We start from the raw sequence: 20,847 nt of genomic DNA, 5'->3' as shown, positions 1-20,847 counted from the left end.
GTGGACGAACCGCTGGTGTTCGGGTTGTCATGCCAATGGCATTGCCCGGTAGCTACGTTCGGAATCGATAACCGCTGAAAGCATCTAAGCGGGAAGCGAGCCTCGAGATGAGTTCTCACTTGGACTTAGAGTCCACTAAAGGGCCGTTGAAGACTACAACGTTGATAGGCGAGATGTGGAAGTGGTGTGAGCCATTAAGCTAACTCGTACTAATTACCCGTGAGGCTTAACCATACAACGCCAAAGTGGTTTTGTTTGTTAGAAGTTAAGAAATAAAGTAGACGAAAGAATTTAATACGCTTTTCCAGATTTTAGTGAGATGTTGATAAACGTCTTGCATACAGATTTTCCTGGTGAAAATAGCATTTTGGAACCACCTGACCCCATGCCGAACTCAGTAGTGAAACGAAATAGCGCCGATGATAGTGTGGGGTTTCCCATGTGAAAGTAGGACATCGCCAGGGCCTTATAAGTAGGTCGATGAAGGACATTCATCCATGAATATCATCGACATTAGTACTTCCATGTACGTCAAACCCGTTGCAGCAATGCAGCGGGTTTTTTGCTATGTGTAAAAAAATCTAATAATAGTGTGGCGTTTTGGAACCACCTGACTGGAAGGCCAGCCCCGTGGAAGGCCAGCCCCGCCCATGCCGAACTCAGTAGTGAAACGAAATAGCCAAAGGTCGGCCCCGGCCGATGAAGCTGGGTCCCATCGCGCGTCCTTGCGCTCACCTCTTCGAACTGCGAAGCGTTGCTTCGGTTTCTCATCGCCCTTGCGCAAAGTAAATGTACTCGCGTTGCGCGCTGTCATTGTACTTTGCACTACTATTTTATTAGCCAAAACTGAGCTAGTATCCAAACATCTAATGAAATAACGTTAAAACAATGTCTGAACTTTATCACTGGTTTGATTTATTGGGTGTCATGGTATTTGCCATATCGGGTACTTTGATTGCCTATAGTAAGCATATGGACGGCTTTGGTGTCGTGGTGCTCGCAACGGTCACGGGTATTGGAGGAGGGACTATACGAGATGTGATCCTCGATGTGCCCGTTTTCTGGCTGCATGATTCAAGCTACTTTATCGCTATTTTCTCTGCCGTTGCGGTGAGTATCTGGGCACTTAACAGGCAAAAGCAGATCCCAACTCAATACCTGCAAATAGCGGATGCATTCGGGCTGGCGTTTTTTGCCGTAATGGGGGTTCAAAAAGCTTTGAATATTGGTATGCCAGACACAACCGCTGTGATTATGGGCGTTTTGACGGGCTGTTTTGGTGGCGTGATCAGAGACGTACTGGCGAGAGAAATCCCGCTCTTGCTCAAGGGAGAACTGTACGCCATCACCTGTATTTTGGGTGGGATCGTTTATACTCAGTTAATCGACTTTAATTTATCGACGGAAGTCGTCATGTTGCTGGCAATGGCCACGACTCTGCTCGCCCGTCTGGCGGCTATGCGCTGGCATATTGTACTGCATGTTTTTAATTACAAAGACTAATCAAAGGACAAGGAATGTCATTAGCAAGAATACTCACACGTGCCCAGGTTGGCATTGAATCTCCCGTCGTAACGGTAGAAGTGCACCTGAGCAATGGGCTACCAAGCTTCAACATCGTGGGCTTGCCGGAAACATCAGTGAAAGAATCTAAAGAGCGAGTGCGCTCCGCGCTGCACAATTCCCGTTTTGTATTTCCTGAGCAACGCATTACGGTGAACCTTGCCCCGGCGGATCTGCCAAAGCAGGGTGGGCGTTATGACCTGGCAATTGCCGTTGGTATTTTGGTGGCGTCGGGCCAGCTTAATGAGCAGGCAACACAGGGGTGTGAATTTTATGGAGAGCTTGCGCTCAATGGCGAGATTAGGGGCGTTACCGCGATTATTCCGGTGGTCATGGCCGCTAAAAATGAGCTGCATAGATGTTATATTCCCGAACAAAACGCAGGCATGGCTCAGCTGGTTGAGTATCAGCAATGCATCGCGGCAAATACGTTGCATGCCTTGTGGTTAGACTTAAGTGGGCAGGCATCATTACCTTTGATGGACTGTGTTAACGCGCAGCCTTCAGATTTGTCTACTCACCCTTTGTTGGATATGAGTGACGTAAAAGGTCAGCCAATGGCTAAGCGAGCACTCGAAATTGCAGCGGCCGGTGGTCATAATATTTTGTTTCTTGGTCCTCCCGGTACAGGCAAGTCGATGCTGGCGCAGCGAATGCCAGGGATTATGCCAAAGATGAGCATCGAGCAGGCGCTGCAGACCGCTGCTGTGTACTCGTTGACTGGAAAGCAGCTGGGTCTCGATACCTGGCGTAGCAGGCCATTCAGGGCGCCCCATCACACCTGTTCAGCTGTTGCATTGGTGGGGGGATCATCCAATCCCAGACCTGGTGAGATCTCCCTTGCACACAATGGTGTGTTGTTCTTAGATGAATTACCCGAATACGAGCGTAAGGTTTTAGACTCACTGAGAGAGCCGATGGAGACGGGTCTGGTGACTATTTCTCGCGCCGCGCAGCAAGTTGATTTTCCTGCTTGCTTTCAGCTTATTGCGGCACTGAACCCGAGTCCTACAGGCTGTCATACTGATAAACGGGCCTCGCCCGATCAGGTACTGAGATATTTAAGTAAAATATCTGGTCCTTTTGTCGACAGGATTGATTTACAGATCGAGTTGCCCAAGTTAAGTACACAGGAATTACAATCATCCAGACAGCAAGTAACCAGTGAGGAGATCCGCAACCGCGTTGAGGCAGCCTTTGCAGTTGCCCTAAACCGTCAAGGTAAAGCGAATGCCAGATTAACCACCCGAGAAATAGAAACTTATTGTGTGCTTACCCCACAAGTCGCGCAACTGCTCGCCAGAGCAACTGAGAAACTCAACCTTTCTCCGCGTTCCTATCACCGAATTATCAAGGTCGCCAGAACAATCGCTGATCTGGCTCACCGTTCGGATATAACAGTACCAGATCTGAAAGAAGCGTTGAGTTATCGGGCGTTCGAGCGGTTATTGGGTCAGCTGACTTACAGCTAAGCACTCGGTCAGGTTGATAGCATGTAGCCTTTGCCACGGACAGTGACGATGCGTTTTTGCTCTTTTTCGTCCCCAAGCTTTTTACGCAGTCTGCCTATCAGCACATCAACAGTCCTGTCGCTGGGGCTCCAGTCCGGTTGGCCGATTTCTTCCGAAATTTTGGCCCGGGAGGTCGCTTTACCTGCGTTTGCTATGAGGCAGATTAGCACTTTGTGCTCGGCTTCTGTAAGCCTGGCTTCGTCGCCATGTGGATTGATGAGTGTGCGGTTATCCGGGTGTAGTTTAAAATCTGCATATTCGATAAACTCTTCGGATTCATCTTCGCCTTTAGTACCGGCTATACGCTTGTAGAGGGCTCGCATGCGTAATTCCAGTTCAAGTAGATCAACGGGTTTACAGACATAATCGTCGGCACCTTGCGCCAGACCGGCAATCCGATCTGCTTGGGTATCTCGGCTGGAGAGCATGATCACACCAATATCGGTGAGTGTGTTGAGTTCTTTGACTAGATTGAGACCATCCGTTGCGGGTAACACAACATCTACGATGGCCATATCGAAAGGAGTACCCTCATTCATCTTGTTACGAACGAGCTGCAATGCTTGTGCACCGGTGTTATCCAGCGTGAGCTGAAATTCAGTATCAGCAAAATGGTTTGCGATCCTTTTTGCCAGTAAGTCGTCATCTTCCACCAGAAGCACGTTAATGTTCATAGCACCGTAACTTTATCAATAAATCACTTATATATTAGCACTGAGAAAACTGGGCTGAGAAGGGTAAGTTGATTATTTTCAAATAAAAAATAATTCAAATAAAACTTTAGTATGAGACTGGTGGTTGAATAAAAATGTGACTATTTTGAAATATCATACAGTTGAATGGCTTTTTATAAAAAAGGCAGCACCTAAGTGCTGCCTGTAACCTTACCGACCATACAGGTGTTGCCACCACTGTGGTTGATCTTTTAAGTGCTTATCAAAGTAGGCGAGCATAGTATCCCACCACTGAAAGCGTCGATCACGGGCAAATATTTGATGATCTGCGCCTTTGATTTCAATCAGCTCAACGTCCTTACCCAGCAGTTTCAGCGCCGTATACATGGTATGACTTTCCCCAACCGGGACATTGACATCGGCATCGCCATGTAACAGTAGCAGTGGGGTGGTGACCTTATCAGCATGGAATACCGGGCTGTGTTGAGAGTATAGCTTGGGGTTATTCCAGGGGAAGCTGTGCTTTGAAGCTTCACCTGAATATAGGTAGCCCCACCAACCCTGTCCCCAGTACGAGGTAATATTAGAGATACCGGCGTGAGAAATAGAGGCACTGAACAAGTCTGTTTTAGTTGTCAGTAGCATGGTCATAAACCCGCCGTAGGATGCTCCCAGGTTACCAAGACGTTCTTTATCGACAAACGGGTATTCGGTCAGAAACGCTTTAGTCCCGGAGATAATGTCTTCGGCCGTTTGCTCGCCCCAGGCATTGACATGCTGAGCTGAGAAATCCTGTCCAAACCCGGTTGCACCTGTGGGTTGCAATACATAAACAACATAGCCATTTGCCGCCCACAGGTTAAACGGATAACGTCCCGTAAAGGCTCTTGAAACCGGAGACGTACCGCCGTAGTAGTAGATCAATGCCGGATACTGTTTAGATTTATCCAGATTGTGAGGCAGATATACACGACCCTTAATTTCAGTGCCTTGACTGTTGGTAAAGTTAAACTCCTCGAGCTTCGCAATCTCACTGTTGGCATATGCAAGCGGCGTTGAATCCCACACAGTGCGAGCGCGGTTTTTACTGATATTGACCTGCTTGAGTTGCTGTGGTGCAGAGGCTTGGGTGCCTGCCACTAACAGGTTAGGTTTACGATTATCGGCAATGCTGAAGTGCTCAACCACATCCAGATCCGCGTCCAAACGCGTGTAACGATCTTTGCTCACATCATAGAGATACAGCGGCTGACGATCTTCCTCTTTCACTTTGGCTATCACATCTCCGTTACTGAGCACATCGATACTGCCAATAGCAGGGTTAAACTGCTTGCTCAGCGCTTTAGCGTTTGCGCCTTGGCTATCTAACCAATATAACTGACCGTCATAGTTGTTTGATAACTTGTCTTTATCAACGGCTCTGCCAAGGCCATTTTTAAACTCTGGCCCTGCCACTACATATACGCCCTTAGCGCCATATTTTGCTTCCTTGAAGGTGCGATACTGGCCAATGACGGTGTGCGAGCCTTGTGTCAGGTTAAACTCAACCAGCTCTGTGAGCATGTGAGGCGGCGCGGCATAATCTTGCACCGTGCGGCTGGTAAGTATACGGTTGTTTTTGGCATCATGGTCTTCGAGCGTATGGCTTTGCTTTCCTTCGGTAAGCGCCTGGATCAGCCCGGTTTTGATATCCAGCAGATAGACTTGTGTGTTGGTCCGTGCGTATGACCAGCGATCCTCAAGGCCCTGGTAGTGTTTTACCAAAGAGGTGTTTTCTGCAGGAGATTTAGACCAGCTAAATATCAGGCTGGTATCGTTAAAGTAGGCAAAGTCACTTGCTCCTGCCAAATCTTCGGCGATAACCCGAGACCTGAGGTTAGCAAGATCCAGTGTTTCGAGCTGGCCGTGCTGACTGTATACCAGCTGCTCCCCATCCTCGCGCCAGGCCAGTGAAGCTGCGTTAACACCATCAAGGGTGAAAATCACCTTGTCATCTTCATTGTAAAGCGTGGTACTGGTTAGCGCCTGATTACCTCGGTTTGGCTGGTAATGTTTCTGCGTGACGACATAGTGCTGCGCATCAGGAGAGTAAGAAACCGCACTGATCACCGGTGCATCAAATAACTGCTTGGCAGATAAAGCGCGGGTAGATTTACCAGTAAATAGCAGGCGGTCGTGGTCGGTCTTACCATTAAACGCCACCGCGACTTTTTTCCAGTCGGCAACTTGTTCAGCAACAATGATGATCTGGTGATCGCCCGTGGGTAAATTCAGTGTTGAGGTCATTTTGTCAGAATGGCGTTCACCATTGACGAAAATATGTGCCTTTTCTATGCCATCCAGCACCAGTTCGCCCTGAACGAAGCGGCTGACTGAGAACTCCATTTTCATCGCCTGTAGTCCGCCCATAGTCAGGGCGTTTAGCTGCGACAGAGGCTGCCATTTGGCATCAACACCCAGCATAGACACGGTTTTTTCTGTACCGGATAAACTTGGGATCAGATTAGCAATGATGGTTTGTTGATGTGCGGTATTATAGGGCTTAATTGTGCTGGCCTGGCCCAGTGGGCCAATAAACTGAATATCTTGCTTGTTTATTGGAGCGGCACTGAGTGAGGTGCTCAGGGCAGACAACAGCAACAAAGCAGCCGATCTTAACTTCATAGTTTGCGCCTATTGTGGGTAAATTAGACGTATACTATAACATAGACTTTGTGCTTCTCACCCAAGCGTGAGACTAACCTCAGAGCCCCTTATGGGTTTGAGTTGATCATTCTCTGCCATGAATGGATCCAGCGAATAAACTCGGGCAGGGCTTTGGGCCGGCTGATCAGGTAACCTTGCATTAGTAAGCTGTACTTGTATTTCTCCAAATATTGCAATTCTTCGATGCGCTCAATGCCTTCGGCGACAATATCCATTTGTTGGTTTTGCGCGATATCAATCAGGCTATCGACCAGCACCTGAGAAAAGCGATCAGACTCTATATAAGTGATCAGTGAGCGATCCAGTTTGATCTCAGTAAAGGGCAGGTTTTTCAGTTGCTGTAGGTTGGTAAACCCGGTACCAAAGTCATCCAGCGATAAATCGAACCCCCGTAATCTTAGCCTGTTGATGGTTTCCAGTTGTAAGCTGCTGACAATCGGCTGGTTTTCGGTGATCTCTATGATCACTTCTTTGGGCTCCAGGCGATTGAGTTCGAGGATCAGTGCCAGTTTGTCGGGGCAGCCGCTGTCATTGAGTTGCACAGGCGACAGGTTAAACGCAAGCTTAAACGGGTAGTTGAGCTCAGCCCTGAGTTTTTGAAACTCTTTGGTGGCTTTCTCAAACAGCTGGAAGGTCACCAGGTTGATCAAGTCAAGATCCTGGGCCACCCCGATAAAGCGATGTGGTAACAGGGTTTCGCCATGCTGGTGCGAAACAATGCGGGCAAGCACCTCAACACTTTTGATCTTTTTACTGCCGCGATGTACTTTGGGCTGATAAAAGGGGGTGATCTCACTGTTACTGATGGCATACAGCAATTGATCTTCCGTGACACAAGGCTCTTCTGTGTCCTCGTTACCAATAAAGCTGTCGAGTTTTTTCAGCAGGCGGTCGACATCATTCAGTTGCACTGGCTTGGCGATGTTGCCGATCAAGTGGGTGTTGTGTTGCCTTGCCAGGTTCGCGGCCAGGTCCATGACCCGGGCTTCCATCTCAGAAATAATAATGATCCCGCCGGGGTAACGCAGCTCTCCCAGCTTGCGGATCAGCTCCATGCCATCCATGTCTGGCATATTGAGGTCAGTAAAAACCGCATCATATTGCAAAGGAGTTTGCCTGACCAGCTCCAGCGCCTGGGGCGCACTGGCAACGGTGGTAACGTAGTCAACTTCCAGCTCTGCCAGTATGGCTTTCATCACTACCAGAATGGCTTGAGAGTCGTCAACCACGAGAATGTGTTTAGCCTGATGCTGCATAACGCTATCCTTAGTACGGAACCTATTTTCAATTCTAGTACATGGGATGTATAACGCACATAACAGTGAGGTGACAGGGTAAAATAATCACCTCAGACACGAATTGCAGGCTAGGTACTTGCTGATAAAAAGTGCGTATAATGGGCACACTGTATAGTTAACAACGAGTCAGTATGACCCGCATTGAATTTCCTTTAGCAGGCCATCAGGTGTCTGTGTTAGTGAACCGCCAGGAGATCCTTCAGGTTTATCAGGACCAGCAGATGCTGGCACATGAACCCATAGAGGCACAACAGGTTGCAGTGACGGTCGCCGGACAGCAGCTCCGGCTGGACCCCAGTCGGCTTCCGGAAGGGTTATTAGCCGTCGCCGTAAACGAAGAGCCCTGGCAATGGCTCGAAGTGCCGGCTGCGCACAATGATAACAAGGGCAGCTGGTTTGGGCTTGCCGCTTTGGGCTTCAAGTTGCTGAAAAGTGCTAATGTGGTGAAAGCGGCACTGGCTGGCGCGTCACTGGCCGGGTATGCCTGGTTGTTTTCCTGGCAGTTTGCCGTCATGTTGCTGGCATGTCTGGTGATCCATGAATATGGCCATATCCGGGCAATGCGTTACTTCGGATTAAAAACCAAAGGGATTTATCTTATTCCATTTGTTGGTGGCTTAGCAGTGAGTGAAGACAAACTCACAACGCGCTGGCAGAATGTCATTATTTCCCTGATGGGACCGGCTTTTGGCTTGCTGGCCTCTGTGGCAGCGGTGGCCTTGTATTATGCTACCGGGCTGGAAATATTTGCAGGCGTGGCAGTGCTAAGCGCCTTGCTTAACCTGTTTAATATGCTGCCGATTTTACCCCTGGATGGGGGACACGTACTTAAGAGCATCAGCTTTTCCATGCGCTCCTGGGTTGGTTTACTGATCTGTCTGGCGGGGATCCTGCTGGGTGTGCTGATCAGTTATACCTTTGGTCTGATGTTACTGGTGTTTTTCCTGGTAATAGGCACGATAGACATTTTACTGGAGTGGCGTGGCCGTCATCAGGCGCACCTGATCCCGCTGGACCGCTATGGACAGATTGTCTCAACGGCACTTTATGTTGGTGTTTGCGCGGGTTTAATTGTCGTCATGTGGCATTTCGCAGACGCCGACAGCGTGTTGCTGAGCTTACCCATCAAGGTGCTATCAAACTAGCCTTCGGCCGGTCAGTGCACTGACCGGCCTGTTTGCAGGTCTAAGCCAGAGTTAGCAACAGTGCAATCACAACGCCGCTGACGAGCAACTGCAGCAGGCAAAACCCCATGATATCTTTTGCTTTTAAACCAGCAATCGCCAGCACCGGCAGTGCCCAGAAGGGTTGAATAAGATTGGTCCAGGCGTCTCCCCAGGCCACAGCCATCGCAACACGCGCAATGTCGGCGCCCAGCTCCTGGGCCGCCGGGATCACAATCGGTGCTTGCACAGCCCATTGCCCACCGCCAGAGGGAACAAAAATATTAACCAGACCAGCGCTGAGAAAGCTCCACAATGGCAGTGTGGTGCTGCTACTTATCTCGACAAAGCCACTGGAGATCTGCTGCGCCAGTCCGGTTTTGACCATCACGGCCATGATCCCGGCATAAAAGGGAAACTGGATAGCAATACCAGCCCCTCCTTTAATCGCCTCCTGGAGACTATGCAAGACATTGGCAGGCGTGCGGTGTAACAGGATAGCCAAAAACAGAAACAGCGCGATGACGCTATTGAGATTGAGTGTGCCGTTGGCTGCCACAAAATAATAAAGCAGATAGCCGCATCCGAGCAGGCCCACGGCGGTGCCAAGCAACGTACTGTGCTCAAGTTGCTCTGCCGGAGTCAGCGTTGCAGGACGATTGTGCGGCTCTGAGTGCGCCAGTTTGGTCGGGTCAACCACCACCTGCGACTGGGCGGGAGGCAGCATAAAGCGGTTAAGCAGGGGCATGATCACCAGGAGCGCCCCCAAAATAAGCAGGTTAAAAGGGGCAAACAGGGTCTGGCTGGTGTTCAGAACACCTATCTGAGCTTCAGCAAAATGTCCCGGGGTGGCAATGGTCAGGGGCACAGACCCGGCCAGTCCGCCATGCCAGACAATAAAGCCCGAATAGGCGCTGGCAACCAGCAGGCGATAATCCACCGCAATCTGGCGAGCGAGTGCTTTGGCAAATAAAGCACCTACCACCAGGCCAAATCCCCAGTTCAGCCAGCTGGCCAGCATCGCAACCAGAGTGACCAGCATGATCGCCTGAGCGGGTGTGCGCGCCAGGGTTGCCAGTTTATTCAACGCCACAATACAGGGGCGTGTACTGGCTAACATATAGCCACAGACTAAGATTAAGAGCATCTGCATGGCAAATTGCAGCAGGTTCCAGAACCCTTGTCCCCAGATGGTGATAGCCTCGAGTGGTGAGGTTGGTGTAAACACGCTGGTAAGGGTGAGCACCAGCAGGGTCAGCAGACAGACAAACACATAAGGGTCGGGTAAATAGCGCTCGACCAGTCGGCTGAGTGGCTGAGTGATATGGTTTAGCATGACAAGTTCCCATTGAATGCGTGCGACAATCCGCTTCCTGGCTTAGTGACTTAATTCACTAAAAGTTAGTCAATTAAGCTATGTTAGTCGCAGGGAAAGTCGCGTTATTTTTATATTGTATTGATTTTTATGAACTTATAATTTTGGCACAAAATATGTTACAGATAAATCATACGATTGAATTGACTGCGCGTCACTAGCTATATGCGCAGCAGCAAATTAACTAAGAGAGGTCTTTATGGCAGGACAGGGTTCTGGAGGCAATGTAATTGCCGCAATATGTAATGTCTTTTTTCCAGGCTTAGGCCAGTTAGTGCAGGGACGTTTACTTGCTGCACTTATCTTCGCAGTCATCTGTGTTGGCGGATATGCACTTTGGTGGTTGATAGTGCCAGGGGTTTTGGCTGCGCTCGTGCACTTGTGGTCTATCATTGATGCGGCCAAGTACCGCTCCTCAGATTGATAGAATAGCCAGCCACAGGCTTAGCGAGACGACACTCAGCAGTGTGGATAATACTACGCTGCCCGCGCTGATAGCCTGTTGCACGCCTAGCTGGCGTGCGACGAGATAGGCATTAACCCCCAATGGCGCTGCACTCATCAGGGTGACGACCTGGCGTTGCAGCGGCTCAAGCGCCAGCAGGGTTGCTGTCAGGTAAACACACAAAGGCAGGAGCAGTAGTTTGACGACGCTGAGCATTAGTGCCGGGTACCACACCGGCCGAAATCCGTACTGAACCAGACTGGCACCCAATACAAACAATGCACCCGCAATCGCGGGCTGGGCAAACCACTCCATGCCTGATAACAATAGTGCCGGCAGGCTCAAAGACATCAGATTGGCAACGAGCCCGAGGCTGATGCTGAGTACAACCGGGTTTAGAAACAGCGGTTTGAGCCATTCAAGGCCACCATTTGCTTTTCGAGCCAGTACAAAGGTAAGTGAAAACAACACGGCACTGTGCAGCGGAATGATCATAAACACCATGGCCGCAGCTTGCTCGCCGAGCGCGGCCAGAATAACTGGCAGACCCACCACTACGGTATTTGAGTAAGTGCTATTCAGTGCGCTAAGTGCCGCATCGCTCATGCTGAGATTAAAGCGAACCCGTAGCAAGACGAGTACCAGTAGGTACAGCACCACTACCGGTAGATAAAAGGCCAGCAGCAAAGAGGCTGATGCAACCTGCGACAGATCGGCACGAAACATACTTAAAAAAAGCAGTACGGGAACGGCGAGATTAAAAATGTAGACCCGGATCCCGTCTAGCTGTGCGCCAGAGATAAAACGGATCCGCGCAGCCACAAAACCACAGGTGACGACGAAAATCAGTGGAAACAGAATATCAATGAAAGTCACGGCTTACTCGTTGGTTGCGACGGGGGATCTGGTAATGCAATAAACTATTATACGGGTTTATCTCTACTTAACAATGCAGTGGCGTGTGGTTCAGGTATACTTACAGGGTTGTATTAAATGAACTTGAAGTGACTATGGAGTATCAGTTTATTCGCGATCCTATCAGTGGGTTTCGCGTCAAAATGTCAGCTGAACATGAGCTGGTGGGGCGTTGGTTGAATGATGAACTTGAGCATGCGGCATTGCCGGGATTACTGGCACGGCTAAAGGAGATCAAAGCGACCCGGGATGAGTTTTGTCTGGAAGGACGCGAGGTGCGCCTGATTGTGTCACACCAGGAAGCCCTGTTTGAAGCCCATGACTTATACCATGAGCAAACAGATGCGTTGTCGGCTTACAGCGATGATGCGCTTGCTCTGGAAGAGCATGGCCTGAGCGCAGGTTGCGGCTTCGAAGACTTCGAAGCCCTGTTGCTCGACTGGCAGGACTTTATTCGCCGTCGTCGTTAGCTGGTGGCTTGCTGAGGCGGGGCACCATACAATTGCTCTGCCCGATTAAATAACACCCAGGATGTGAGGATATACTTGTCATTAGAGCGAGGCATGTTGCCCCGGTGCGTGTGTGTAAAGTAGGCCGGTGCAATAACCATAGAGCCTTGTTTTGGCTTGATACGTTTATCCTGATAATGAAACTCGGTTTCCCCGCCTTCCTCGACATCGTTGAGATAAAACATAAACAACAGTACCCGGTGCAGCGCTTCGTTGTGCTGCAATTGCGGGTAAACTTCACTGTGCCAGTACGGGTATCCGCCTTCATTGGTTGGATAGCGCTGCGCCTGAATAGAGCCTAAGCGGAACAATTGCTGAGTTAAAATCGGTAACTGAGGCTTGCCCACTTCTTCAAAGTTATCAACGGTTAAGTTAACTGGCTGACCGGTTTTGGGGTGATAGACACTCAGTCCGAAGGCCCCAATCATCATAAAAAAGTGCTCTTCAATATAATCGAACAGGTATTTTGACGTAGTTTGTTGAATGTGTGTTAATTGCTGCGCATAATCCGGGTATTGATTTAAATACAAATCCTGACTGACTTTCTTACTGAGGTCGATACCACCTGAGGTAGTCCCCTGAGCCAGGTGAGGGCTGTTATCAAAGGTCTGAATAAACTGCTGGCAAAACTCAGGACTCAGTGCATTTTCATAAATGCGAATAAAATCAGTCATGTTGATATCCAAAATTGGTTAGAATTATTATGTTGTCAGAAACTCTTATGCCGCGTTTCAGTGAAACGGATGTCCTCGGACACATCAACAATACCGCACTCCCGGTATGGTTTGAAGCGGCGCGCACGCCTATTTTCAAAATTTTTACACCGGATCTTAATCCACATCAATGGAAGCTGATTGTGGCCAAAGTGGAGGTGACCTTTAAAGGCGAGCTGTTTTACGGACAAGCGGTTGAGGTTAAAACAGCCATTGAAAAAATCGGCAACAGCTCCTTTGTGATCTTACAGCAGGCCTGGCAGCACGGTGAATGCTGCGCTGAGGGCCGTACTGTGATGGTGCGTTATGACTTTGCGGGAAAAGCCGCACAGCCACTGAGTGACGAGGAAAAAGCGGCACTCGCACAGTATGCGTTATAACGTTGGCGCTTTACTTGGTACGAAACTGATGTCCAATAGCCGCCGAAATACAGGGTTTAACAACAAATTCGTAGCGGGTCGGCTCGTCATCAATCTTAGTGATCTCTAACAGTTCGTAGTCGTTTAACTCGATGATCCGGGTACCCGGCGTTATTTCACAACGCGAGCGACTGTCCGATTCATACTCGTAGATGAAATAAGTGAGTACGTTTTGCAGGTGGCGCTCGTAGTTGTCGGCATTTTTTTCAAATGTGGATAGCTGCACCTTGATTTCATCAAGCTCAGCTTGTTTTTCTGCCAGTTTTGCTTGTGTCACATCATCAAGCCCTGAACCTGCAATGGCGTCAACATTCGCGCGCGCGATGACATTCTGAGATTCCTCTGGCACCGTAACATTGACCTTAATTGACTGACCGGTGAAGCCTTCGAAGATATGCTGCAAAAAGCTATTCACGCCCCGTGACATACCGGTTGAGGATATAAACACCGCCATTTGATAGAGCAAAAACAAGCCAAAGAAAAAGCGCACCAAGCCCGTGGTGACAGGATACTGGTAATCCGGGCTGTGCCACCATTTGTGTAAGCCAAAGGGTCTCAACAGCATCAGTACAAACAAATAGGCTGGCTGGATGAGCTGCAGCACTATCAGTAACAAAATGCTGGTAGTGACAAACCAGGTCGGCACGGACAGCAACATGCTAAAGTTATGGGAATAGGGCAGATGATCGGCATTAACCCCGGTGATGTCATTGACCATGCCAGCCGCCTGAGCCAGCGCATAGTTGGCAATGAATGCATAAAACAATAAGATCACGGCCTTGCCGGGCAAGCTTTCCCAAAGATGAATAAATCTGGGCCAGAATTCCCGGGTCATGGCTATCAGTGCCAGTAATGATGCGCCGAGATAAAGGGGGCTGTCTTCTGGCATCTCATTAAAAATGCCAAGCAGACACAGTATGGTCGCAGAGCAATAACAGCGCTGTGCGACATTGAGTACCTGCCAAAATGCCAGCCATTTTTTTTGCACCGCAACGAGGGGAGCTAACGCGCTTTGCATTGCTCCGGGTATTGTCAGTTTCATTATTATTATTCCGTTCCCTGACTTTTTAGAGAGTGGGGGAGTGGCTCCCCCTTTTTGCTTGCTCCGTTATAGCATAGGCTTGAGGTATCGGCCAGTGTGAGACGCTGCACACTCAGCAACCTCTTCCGGTGTGCCTGCGATCAGGATCTGGCCTCCGCCAGCGCCGCCTTCCGGACCCAGATCGACTATCCAGTCAGCGGTTTTGATGACATCCAGGTTGTGCTCTATCACCACCACCGTATTGCCATGGTCACGCAGGCGGTGCAGTACCACCAGAAGCTGTTGAATATCATGGAAGTGCAGTCCTGTGGTGGGCTCATCCAGAATATACAGAGTTTTCCCTGTGTCTCGCTTGGACAGCTCGCGGGCAAGTTTAACCCGTTGCGCTTCACCCCCTGACAAGGTGGTGGCTGCCTGGCCCAGTCGAATGTACGACAGGCCCACGTCCATCAGGGTTTGGAGCTTGCGCTTAATGGCCGGGATCTTATCAAAGAACTCGCGGGCATCTTCTACAGTCATTTCCAATACTTCGTGGATGTTTTTGCCTTTGTACAGGACTTCTAAGGTTTCCCGGTTATAGCGCTTACCGGTACACACATCGCAGGGCACATAGACATCAGGCAGGAAGTGCATTTCGACCTTGATCACCCCGTCGCCCTGACAGGCTTCACAGCGACCGCCTTTGACATTGAAGCTAAAGCGGCCAACTTTGTAACCCCGCGAGCGTGCTTCCTGAGTACCAGCAAATAATTCCCGGATCGCTGTAAAGATCCCGGTATAAGTGGCCGGGTTAGAGCGCGGCGTGCGACCGATCGGGCTTTGATCTATGTCGATCACTTTGTCGAAGTGCTCCAGGCCTTCAATGGATTGATAAGGTGATGGCTCAGCAACGGTTGCCCCGTTCAGCTCTCGGTGTGCCAGCTTGAACAGGGTGTCGTTGATCAAGGTTGACTTACCAGAGCCAGAGACGCCGGTCACACAGGTCATCAGGCCAAATGGGATCTTCAGGTTGACATCTTTAAGGTTGTTCCCGCTTGCGCCATGCAAAGCCAGCCAGTGCTCACCCGGCTGGTGGCGTTGTGCTGGGATAGCAATGGCTTGTTTGCCACTGAGATACTGACCGGTCAGTGACTCTGGGTTGGCCATAATGTCGTCGCGGCTGCCTTCAGCGACCACATAACCACCATGCACGCCGGCACCCGGGCCAATATCAATAATGTGGTCCGCGGCGCGGATGGCATCTTCATCATGTTCAACCACAATCACAGTATTACCGAGATCGCGCAGATGCGTTAAGGTGCTGAGCAGGCGATCATTGTCTCTTTGATGCAGACCAATAGAAGGCTCGTCCAGTACATACATCACCCCAACCAGGCCGGCACCAATCTGGCTGGCCAGCCGGATCCTTTGCGCTTCACCACCGGAAAGGGTATCGGCACTGCGTTCCAGTGACAGGTAATTAAGGCCAACATTGATCAAAAAAGACAGACGATCGCGGATCTCTTTCAATACTTTTTCTGCGATCTTGGCCTTTTGGCCACTGAGCGTAAGCGCACCGAAAAAGTCACAGGCTTCGCCGATACTCATAGTAGTGACAGCCGGCAGGTTAGTCGCGCCAATGAATACATGGCGGGCTTCTTCTCTGAGCCGGGAACCAGCACATTTTGGACACGCCTGGCTGGTTTGATACTTAGCCAGTTCTTCGCGGACTGAGGCCGACTCGGTTTCACGATAGCGGCGGTTCATGTTGTTCAGTACGCCTTCGAACTCATGATTTCGGGTGATCAGATCGCCGCGATCATTGCGATAATTGAAGGCAATTTTGGTGCGCCCCGAGCCTTCCAGGACGACCTTTTGTGCATCGCCTGGCAGGTCCTTAAACGGTACTTCTAAATCAAAGTCATAATGCTCGGCCACCGAGCTGAGCATCTGATAATAATAAAAACTCCGTTTGTCCCAGCCCTTAATAGCGCCACCGGACAGGCTTAGCTCCGGATTTTGCACAACCCGGCTGGGGTCAAAGAATTGCCGTACGCCCAGGCCGTCACAACTCTGACAGGCACCGGCGGGGTTGTTGAAAGAGAACAGCCGGGGTTCCAGTTCAGTCATGGCATAGCCACAGGTCGGGCAGGCAAAGTTGGCAGAGAACACCAGTTCTTCGTCTAAACTGTCGTCCATGGCGGCCACCACAGCGATGCCATCGGCCAGTTCCAGCGCGGTTTCAAAAGACTCGGCCAGTCTTTGTTCCAAACCTTCTTTTACTTTAAACCGGTCAACGACCACTTCAATCGTGTGCTTTTTGTGTAATTCCAGCGTGGGCGGATCGGATAAATCGCATACCTCACCATCAATACGGGCACGAATAAAGCCCTGGCTGGCGAGCTGTTCCAGAAGCTTAACGTGCTCCCCTTTGCGGTTTTTCACCACCGGGGCCAGCAGCATCAGCTTGCTGCCTTCGGGATGGGCCAGTACCGTATCCACCATCTGACTGATGGTTTGTGCCTTGAGGGGTAAATCGTGCGTCGGACAGCGCGGCTCACCAACACGGGCAAACAATAAGCGCAGATAATCATAAATCTCGGTAATGGTCCCGACCGTTGAGCGCGGATTGTGAGAAGTCGACTTCTGCTCAATGGAAATCGCTGGCGAGAGCCCTTCAATGTGATCAACGTCAGGCTTTTCCATTAGCGACAGGAATTGTCTGGCATACGCCGAGAGCGATTCGACATAGCGGCGCTGTCCTTCGGCATATAAGGTATCGAATGCCAGCGATGATTTCCCCGACCCCGACAGACCGGTGATCACAATGAGCTTGTCGCGCGGTATTGTCAGAGAGATGTCTTTGAGGTTGTGCGTGCGTGCACCTCTAACTTCTATTTTATCCATGGTGGCCTTATTTGCTGTACAAACTTACAGTGTTTTTCTCAGACTCCAAGAGTACCCTATCCTGTCTGTAAAATTAAGCTATCTTGGCTAAACTTACGAGAAACCTTGAAACCGGGGATCACATTTGCACTGGTTTGCTCTGATATGTGCGCTGTTCACGCCTCTGGTAGCAGGGTGTGAGTTGGTTGTGCGGTTTGAAAACTACGCGGCGCAATCCCGTTTAGACAGTACCCTGAAATGGCATGGTCTGGATGTAGACTTCGCCAGAGCCCTGCTCGATGAAGCCGGTTGCGATTACCAGTTTATTAATGTGCCCTGGGCACGCGCTCTGAAAATGCTGGCTGACGGTGAGATTGATATGGTGCTCAGCGTCACTCGCACGCCCGAGCGGGAGCAGTTTGCCTATTTTATTGGTCCGCAAAGAATGGAAACCATTGTATTTGCGATGAATCAGCTGCGCCCTTATTCGATGCAAACTCTGGCAGACCTGTTTAAACTCCCGGTGCCCGTTGCCGTTCAAAAAGGGGCATTCTATGGTCATGTATTTAATGAAATGCTGTTACGCGAACAGAGCAAAGCCGAGTCGCAACGCTTTATTTATGTGGCGGATAATCAGCGCAAACTGAGTCTACTGAAACACGGACGGATCGCCGGTTTTTTAGAGGAAAAGTTTAATGTGCTGTATCAGTCGCAGCATAATCCCGACTTTGCCCAGATCACGGTAAGCCCGCTGGTGGTCAATCGGGAGCCTGTCTATTACGCCCTCAGCAAACAGTCGGTGTCGGCAAAAGATAGGCGCCTCCTGGCGGCGGCGTTTGAGCGGCTGCAACATTCAGGGCGGCTAAAGCAGATCCTTGCCAAGTATGGATTAGATTAAACCCCGGTTTTTCTCACTAAAATCCGATCTGGTCGTCAACACCGGGTTACTTTTTTGCTAGACTAGCGCCTGTTTTTGTCTTAGCCAAATAAGTGTCATGTCGAAACAATCACTTAACTCTTTAGAAAAACGTGCAGCCATTTCACTGGCAAGTGTCTTTGCCTTTCGGATGCTCGGGCTGTTTATGCTGATGCCGGTGCTGGCAATTTACGGCCAGTCACTCACTGATGTGTCGCCATTGTGGATTGGTTTGTCGATCGGTGCTTACGGGCTGACACAGGCACTGCTGCAAATTCCCATGGGCTGGTTGTCTGATAAATTTGGTCGCAAACCCATTATTGTTGCCGGTTTAATTATGTTTGCTGTTGGCTCTGTGATAGCGGCGCTGGCTGAGTCGATTTACTGGGTCACCGCTGGGCGCGCCCTGCAGGGCATGGGCGCCATTGCCAGTGCTTTGCTGGCACTGGCTTCCGACCTGAGTCGGGATGAGCAAAGACCCAAAGTGATGGCGGTCATTGGCATGTGTATTGGTCTGAGTTTTGCGCTCGCCATGCTGCTGGGCCCAATGGTTGCCGCGGCGTTTGGCATTGCAGGTATCTTCTGGTTAACGGCGGCACTGGCGATACTCGGGATCGGAATTGTGATGTTTATCGTGCCGAGTGCCGTAAACCGCGCACCAAAAGGGGATACGGTTGCCAGCATGGCCGACATTCGTAAGCTGGTGCGCCATCCACAGCTGGTAAGACTGGATCTTGGCGTGTTGCTGCTACACTTAACGTTGACGACGTTATTTGTCGCGCTACCGGGACAGCTGATTGCAGATGGTCTGGCAGCACAGGACCACTGGCAGTTGTATATTCCCGTCTTATTGCTCGCGTTTGTGCTGATGGCGCCACTGATGATAGTGGCCATTCGCAAACAAAAAGAGAAGCAGGTATTTCTGGCGTCAATTGCCCTGTTGGTGCTGAGCACCCTGGCTTTGATCCCGGCGGCAAATTCGCTGGTCGGCATCGCGGTGGCGATGACAGTCTATTTTATAGCGTTTAATTTTTTGGAAGCCACGATGCCCGCTTTGGTATCGCGTATCGCACCCGCGACCCAAAAGGGTTCGGCGATGGGGGTGTTTTCCTCCTCGCAGTTTTTTGGCGCATTTGCCGGTGGTGTTATGGGCGGCTACCTGGCCCAGCATTTTAATCCTCAAACTGTGTTTGCTGCGGCTGCGGCAATTGGGGTAATATGGCTATTTATTGCGTGGCGTATGCAAATCCCGGTGCGAAGTAAAACTCTCAGTTTTGTGACTGAGGTTGATGAGCCAGAAAAAGCCGATGAATTGGCCGATCAACTGGTCGCATTACCCGGGGTGATCGAAGCGACCGTTGTCAGTGAAGAAAATCGTACCTACTTGAAAGTGAACGATAAAGAATTTGATTTAAACCAAGCAAAGCAAGCCCTGGGCTTGCGCTAGCTTGCAATAGTGTGAGGAGAGGGTGCCATGGCACGCGGTGTAAACAAAGTTATTTTGGTTGGTAATTTAGGCCAAGATCCTGAAGTACGTTATATGCCTAACGGAAACGGCGTAGCGAACATCAGTATTGCAACGACCGACAGTTGGAAAGATAAAAACACGGGTCAGTTGCAGGAGCGCACTGAATGGCACCGTGTAGTGCTATTCGGGAAGCTGGCAGAAGTAGCGGGCGAGTACCTGCGTAAAGGATCACAAGTCTATATCGAAGGTCGCTTGCAGACACGTAAGTGGACAGATCAGGGTGGACAGGAGCGTTATACCACAGAGATCGTTGTAGACATGGGTGGCCAGATGCAAATGCTGGGCGGTCGTGGTGAACAAGGTGGCGGCCAGTACCAGGGTGGACAGCAGGGTGGTCAAAACTATGGCCAGTCTAACCAGTCTAACTATGGCAACCAGGGTGGCCAGTCTCAGTATGGACAACAACAACAGGGCGGTTTTGCGCCTCAGCAAGCACAACAGCCTCAGCAGAACCAACAGCAAGGCGGCGGCTTTGGTGGTGGTCAGTCTATGGGTGGTCAGCAACCACAGCATAATGCGCCTGCACAAGGTGGCTTCGCGCCTCAGCAAGGCAATGCAGGTGGTAACACCGGTGGCAATGCAAGCGGCAGCGCCAGCAACCCAATGGAACCGCCTATCGACTTTGATGACGATATTCCGTTCTAAGCAAACACAACTGTATTAGTGTTGCAAAGTACTCTAAAAAGCCGCTGTTGAGCGGCTTTTTTAGTTTATGGGAAAAAGGAGAAGCCATCTGTCACGCTAATTGACAAATGCAGGTAAGATCCGCTCAGCTTTAATAAGGCTGTCAAAAATTGCCGAGCTTTCTTGGCAAGCTCATCAGCCAGTGCAAGTGGATTGGCTTTTTTACCGCCATCAACTGCCAACTCACCAACAGCCAAGCCATCACTTCCCTGGGCGACTTAATATCAATAAAAGTTTGTAGTAGTAGAAAGATATCCCAAATCTCACGCTTTATTTCAGGTTGTCTTCAGTGATGTACAATTACTTCGTTAGCGCTGGCAGCTGGTTCAAGTTGTTTTACAGGCTTCAAATTAGCTTCATTGCCTGTGCATCATAACGCTGGTCGGTCTGTGTTTATTAGCCCGCTGAGGAATCTGTGTCCGCAACTTGAGTTTTAGCCGGACTTGAACAAAACTTGGAGAAAGATTCCAAGGCTTGTGTAGTGGCATGCGTCGATTTGTAAGGTCAGGTAATGAAGTTTT

At 50.1% G+C, this 20,847-nt stretch carries 18 protein-coding genes and 2 rRNA genes; 11 read left to right on the top strand and 9 right to left on the bottom strand.

What is annotated here, in order from left to right; translation table 11 throughout:
• From L1285_RS05720 to L1285_RS05705, 4 genes are all read left to right on the top strand, one after another.
• Positions 1-234 (top strand): 23S ribosomal RNA (locus L1285_RS05720); the annotation flags it as partial.
• Positions 235-349: 115 nt separating this feature from the next.
• Positions 350-464: ribosomal RNA gene (gene rrf, locus L1285_RS05715) — 5S ribosomal RNA — on the top strand.
• 424 nt (positions 465-888) lie between these two features.
• The gene (locus L1285_RS05710) at positions 889-1,503 is read left to right on the top strand and encodes a trimeric intracellular cation channel family protein (protein WP_235411312.1); all 615 of its coding nucleotides are present in this window, start codon (positions 889-891) and stop codon (positions 1,501-1,503) included.
• Positions 1,504-1,517: 14 nt separating this feature from the next.
• Positions 1,518-3,035, top strand: a complete 1,518-nt coding sequence (locus L1285_RS05705; RefSeq protein ID WP_235411311.1) for a YifB family Mg chelatase-like AAA ATPase — start codon at positions 1,518-1,520, stop codon at positions 3,033-3,035.
• Between the two features lie 8 nt (positions 3,036-3,043).
• Here the strand turns inward: L1285_RS05705 and L1285_RS05700 are convergent, their stop codons facing one another.
• The 3 genes from L1285_RS05700 to L1285_RS05690 all read right to left on the bottom strand — a co-directional run bounded on the left by L1285_RS05700 (position 3,044) and on the right by L1285_RS05690 (position 7,710).
• Complete coding sequence (locus L1285_RS05700) at positions 3,044-3,748, bottom strand: response regulator transcription factor (protein ID WP_235411310.1); 705 nt, start codon at positions 3,746-3,748, stop codon at positions 3,044-3,046.
• 210 nt (positions 3,749-3,958) lie between these two features.
• Positions 3,959-6,412 (bottom strand): alpha/beta hydrolase family protein, encoded by a 2,454-nt coding sequence (locus tag L1285_RS05695; protein WP_235411309.1) that lies wholly within the window; start codon positions 6,410-6,412, stop codon positions 3,959-3,961.
• A gap of 89 nt (positions 6,413-6,501) precedes the next feature.
• Entirely contained in the window at positions 6,502-7,710 is a 1,209-nt protein-coding gene (locus tag L1285_RS05690; protein ID WP_235411308.1) for an EAL domain-containing response regulator, read from the bottom strand.
• A 173-nt stretch (positions 7,711-7,883) separates the two neighbouring features.
• On the opposite strand from L1285_RS05690, the gene L1285_RS05685 reads away from it, so the two are divergent.
• Positions 7,884-8,897 (top strand): site-2 protease family protein, encoded by a 1,014-nt coding sequence (locus L1285_RS05685; RefSeq protein ID WP_235411307.1) that lies wholly within the window; start codon positions 7,884-7,886, stop codon positions 8,895-8,897.
• 40 nt (positions 8,898-8,937) lie between these two features.
• On the opposite strand, the gene L1285_RS05680 is transcribed toward L1285_RS05685, so the two are convergent.
• Entirely contained in the window at positions 8,938-10,251 is a 1,314-nt protein-coding gene (locus L1285_RS05680) for a short-chain fatty acid transporter (protein WP_235411306.1), read from the bottom strand.
• A 238-nt stretch (positions 10,252-10,489) separates the two neighbouring features.
• On the opposite strand from L1285_RS05680, the gene L1285_RS05675 reads away from it, so the two are divergent.
• Positions 10,490-10,714, top strand: coding sequence for a hypothetical protein (locus L1285_RS05675; RefSeq protein ID WP_235411305.1), 225 nt, complete (start codon positions 10,490-10,492; stop codon positions 10,712-10,714).
• Here the strand turns inward: L1285_RS05675 and L1285_RS05670 are convergent.
• On the bottom strand, positions 10,706-11,611 hold the full coding sequence (locus L1285_RS05670) for an AEC family transporter (RefSeq protein WP_235411304.1): 906 nt from the start codon (positions 11,609-11,611) through the stop codon (positions 10,706-10,708). The two genes, L1285_RS05675 and L1285_RS05670, sit on opposite strands and share 9 nt — an antisense overlap.
• Positions 11,612-11,745: 134 nt before the next feature.
• On the opposite strand from L1285_RS05670, the gene L1285_RS05665 reads away from it, so the two are divergent.
• A complete protein-coding gene (locus tag L1285_RS05665) occupies positions 11,746-12,120 on the top strand; it encodes a YacL family protein (RefSeq protein ID WP_046005295.1) in 375 nt (124 codons plus the stop codon).
• Here the strand turns inward: L1285_RS05665 and L1285_RS05660 are convergent.
• Complete coding sequence (locus L1285_RS05660; protein ID WP_125778575.1) at positions 12,117-12,833, bottom strand: 2OG-Fe(II) oxygenase; 717 nt, start codon at positions 12,831-12,833, stop codon at positions 12,117-12,119. The two genes, L1285_RS05665 and L1285_RS05660, sit on opposite strands and share 4 nt — an antisense overlap.
• Before the next feature lie 29 nt (positions 12,834-12,862).
• On the opposite strand from L1285_RS05660, the gene L1285_RS05655 reads away from it, so the two are divergent.
• Positions 12,863-13,252, top strand: a complete 390-nt coding sequence (locus L1285_RS05655; RefSeq protein ID WP_046005297.1) for an acyl-CoA thioesterase — start codon at positions 12,863-12,865, stop codon at positions 13,250-13,252.
• 10 nt (positions 13,253-13,262) lie between these two features.
• Here L1285_RS05655 and L1285_RS05650 read toward each other — a convergent pair whose 3' ends face one another.
• Complete coding sequence (locus L1285_RS05650; protein WP_235411303.1) at positions 13,263-14,333, bottom strand: hypothetical protein; 1,071 nt, start codon at positions 14,331-14,333, stop codon at positions 13,263-13,265.
• Positions 14,334-14,399: 66 nt separating this feature from the next.
• On the bottom strand, positions 14,400-17,219 hold the full coding sequence (gene uvrA / locus L1285_RS05645; RefSeq protein ID WP_235411302.1) for an excinuclease ABC subunit UvrA: 2,820 nt from the start codon (positions 17,217-17,219) through the stop codon (positions 14,400-14,402).
• A 124-nt stretch (positions 17,220-17,343) separates the two neighbouring features.
• Between uvrA and L1285_RS05640 the strand changes: the two genes are divergently transcribed.
• The 3 genes from L1285_RS05640 (at position 17,344) to ssb (ending at position 20,287) form a co-directional block, all read left to right on the top strand.
• Entirely contained in the window at positions 17,344-18,096 is a 753-nt protein-coding gene (locus L1285_RS05640; protein ID WP_235411301.1) for a substrate-binding periplasmic protein, read from the top strand.
• A gap of 97 nt (positions 18,097-18,193) precedes the next feature.
• Positions 18,194-19,561 (top strand): MFS transporter, encoded by a 1,368-nt coding sequence (locus L1285_RS05635; protein WP_235411300.1) that lies wholly within the window; start codon positions 18,194-18,196, stop codon positions 19,559-19,561.
• A 27-nt stretch (positions 19,562-19,588) separates the two neighbouring features.
• Entirely contained in the window at positions 19,589-20,287 is a 699-nt protein-coding gene (gene ssb, locus L1285_RS05630; protein ID WP_235411299.1) for a single-stranded DNA-binding protein, read from the top strand.
• Between the two features lie 65 nt (positions 20,288-20,352).
• On the opposite strand, the gene L1285_RS05625 is transcribed toward ssb, so the two are convergent.
• Entirely contained in the window at positions 20,353-20,523 is a 171-nt protein-coding gene (locus L1285_RS05625; protein ID WP_235411298.1) for a hypothetical protein, read from the bottom strand.
• Positions 20,524-20,847: the final 324 nt, after the last annotated feature.

Source organism: Pseudoalteromonas sp. DL2-H2.2, from assembly GCF_021532535.1.
Taxonomy (GTDB): domain Bacteria; phylum Pseudomonadota; class Gammaproteobacteria; order Enterobacterales; family Alteromonadaceae; genus Pseudoalteromonas; species Pseudoalteromonas rubra_A.
Note: the sequence above shows the minus strand (reverse complement) of the source record. Positions and strands in the feature narration are given on the sequence as shown.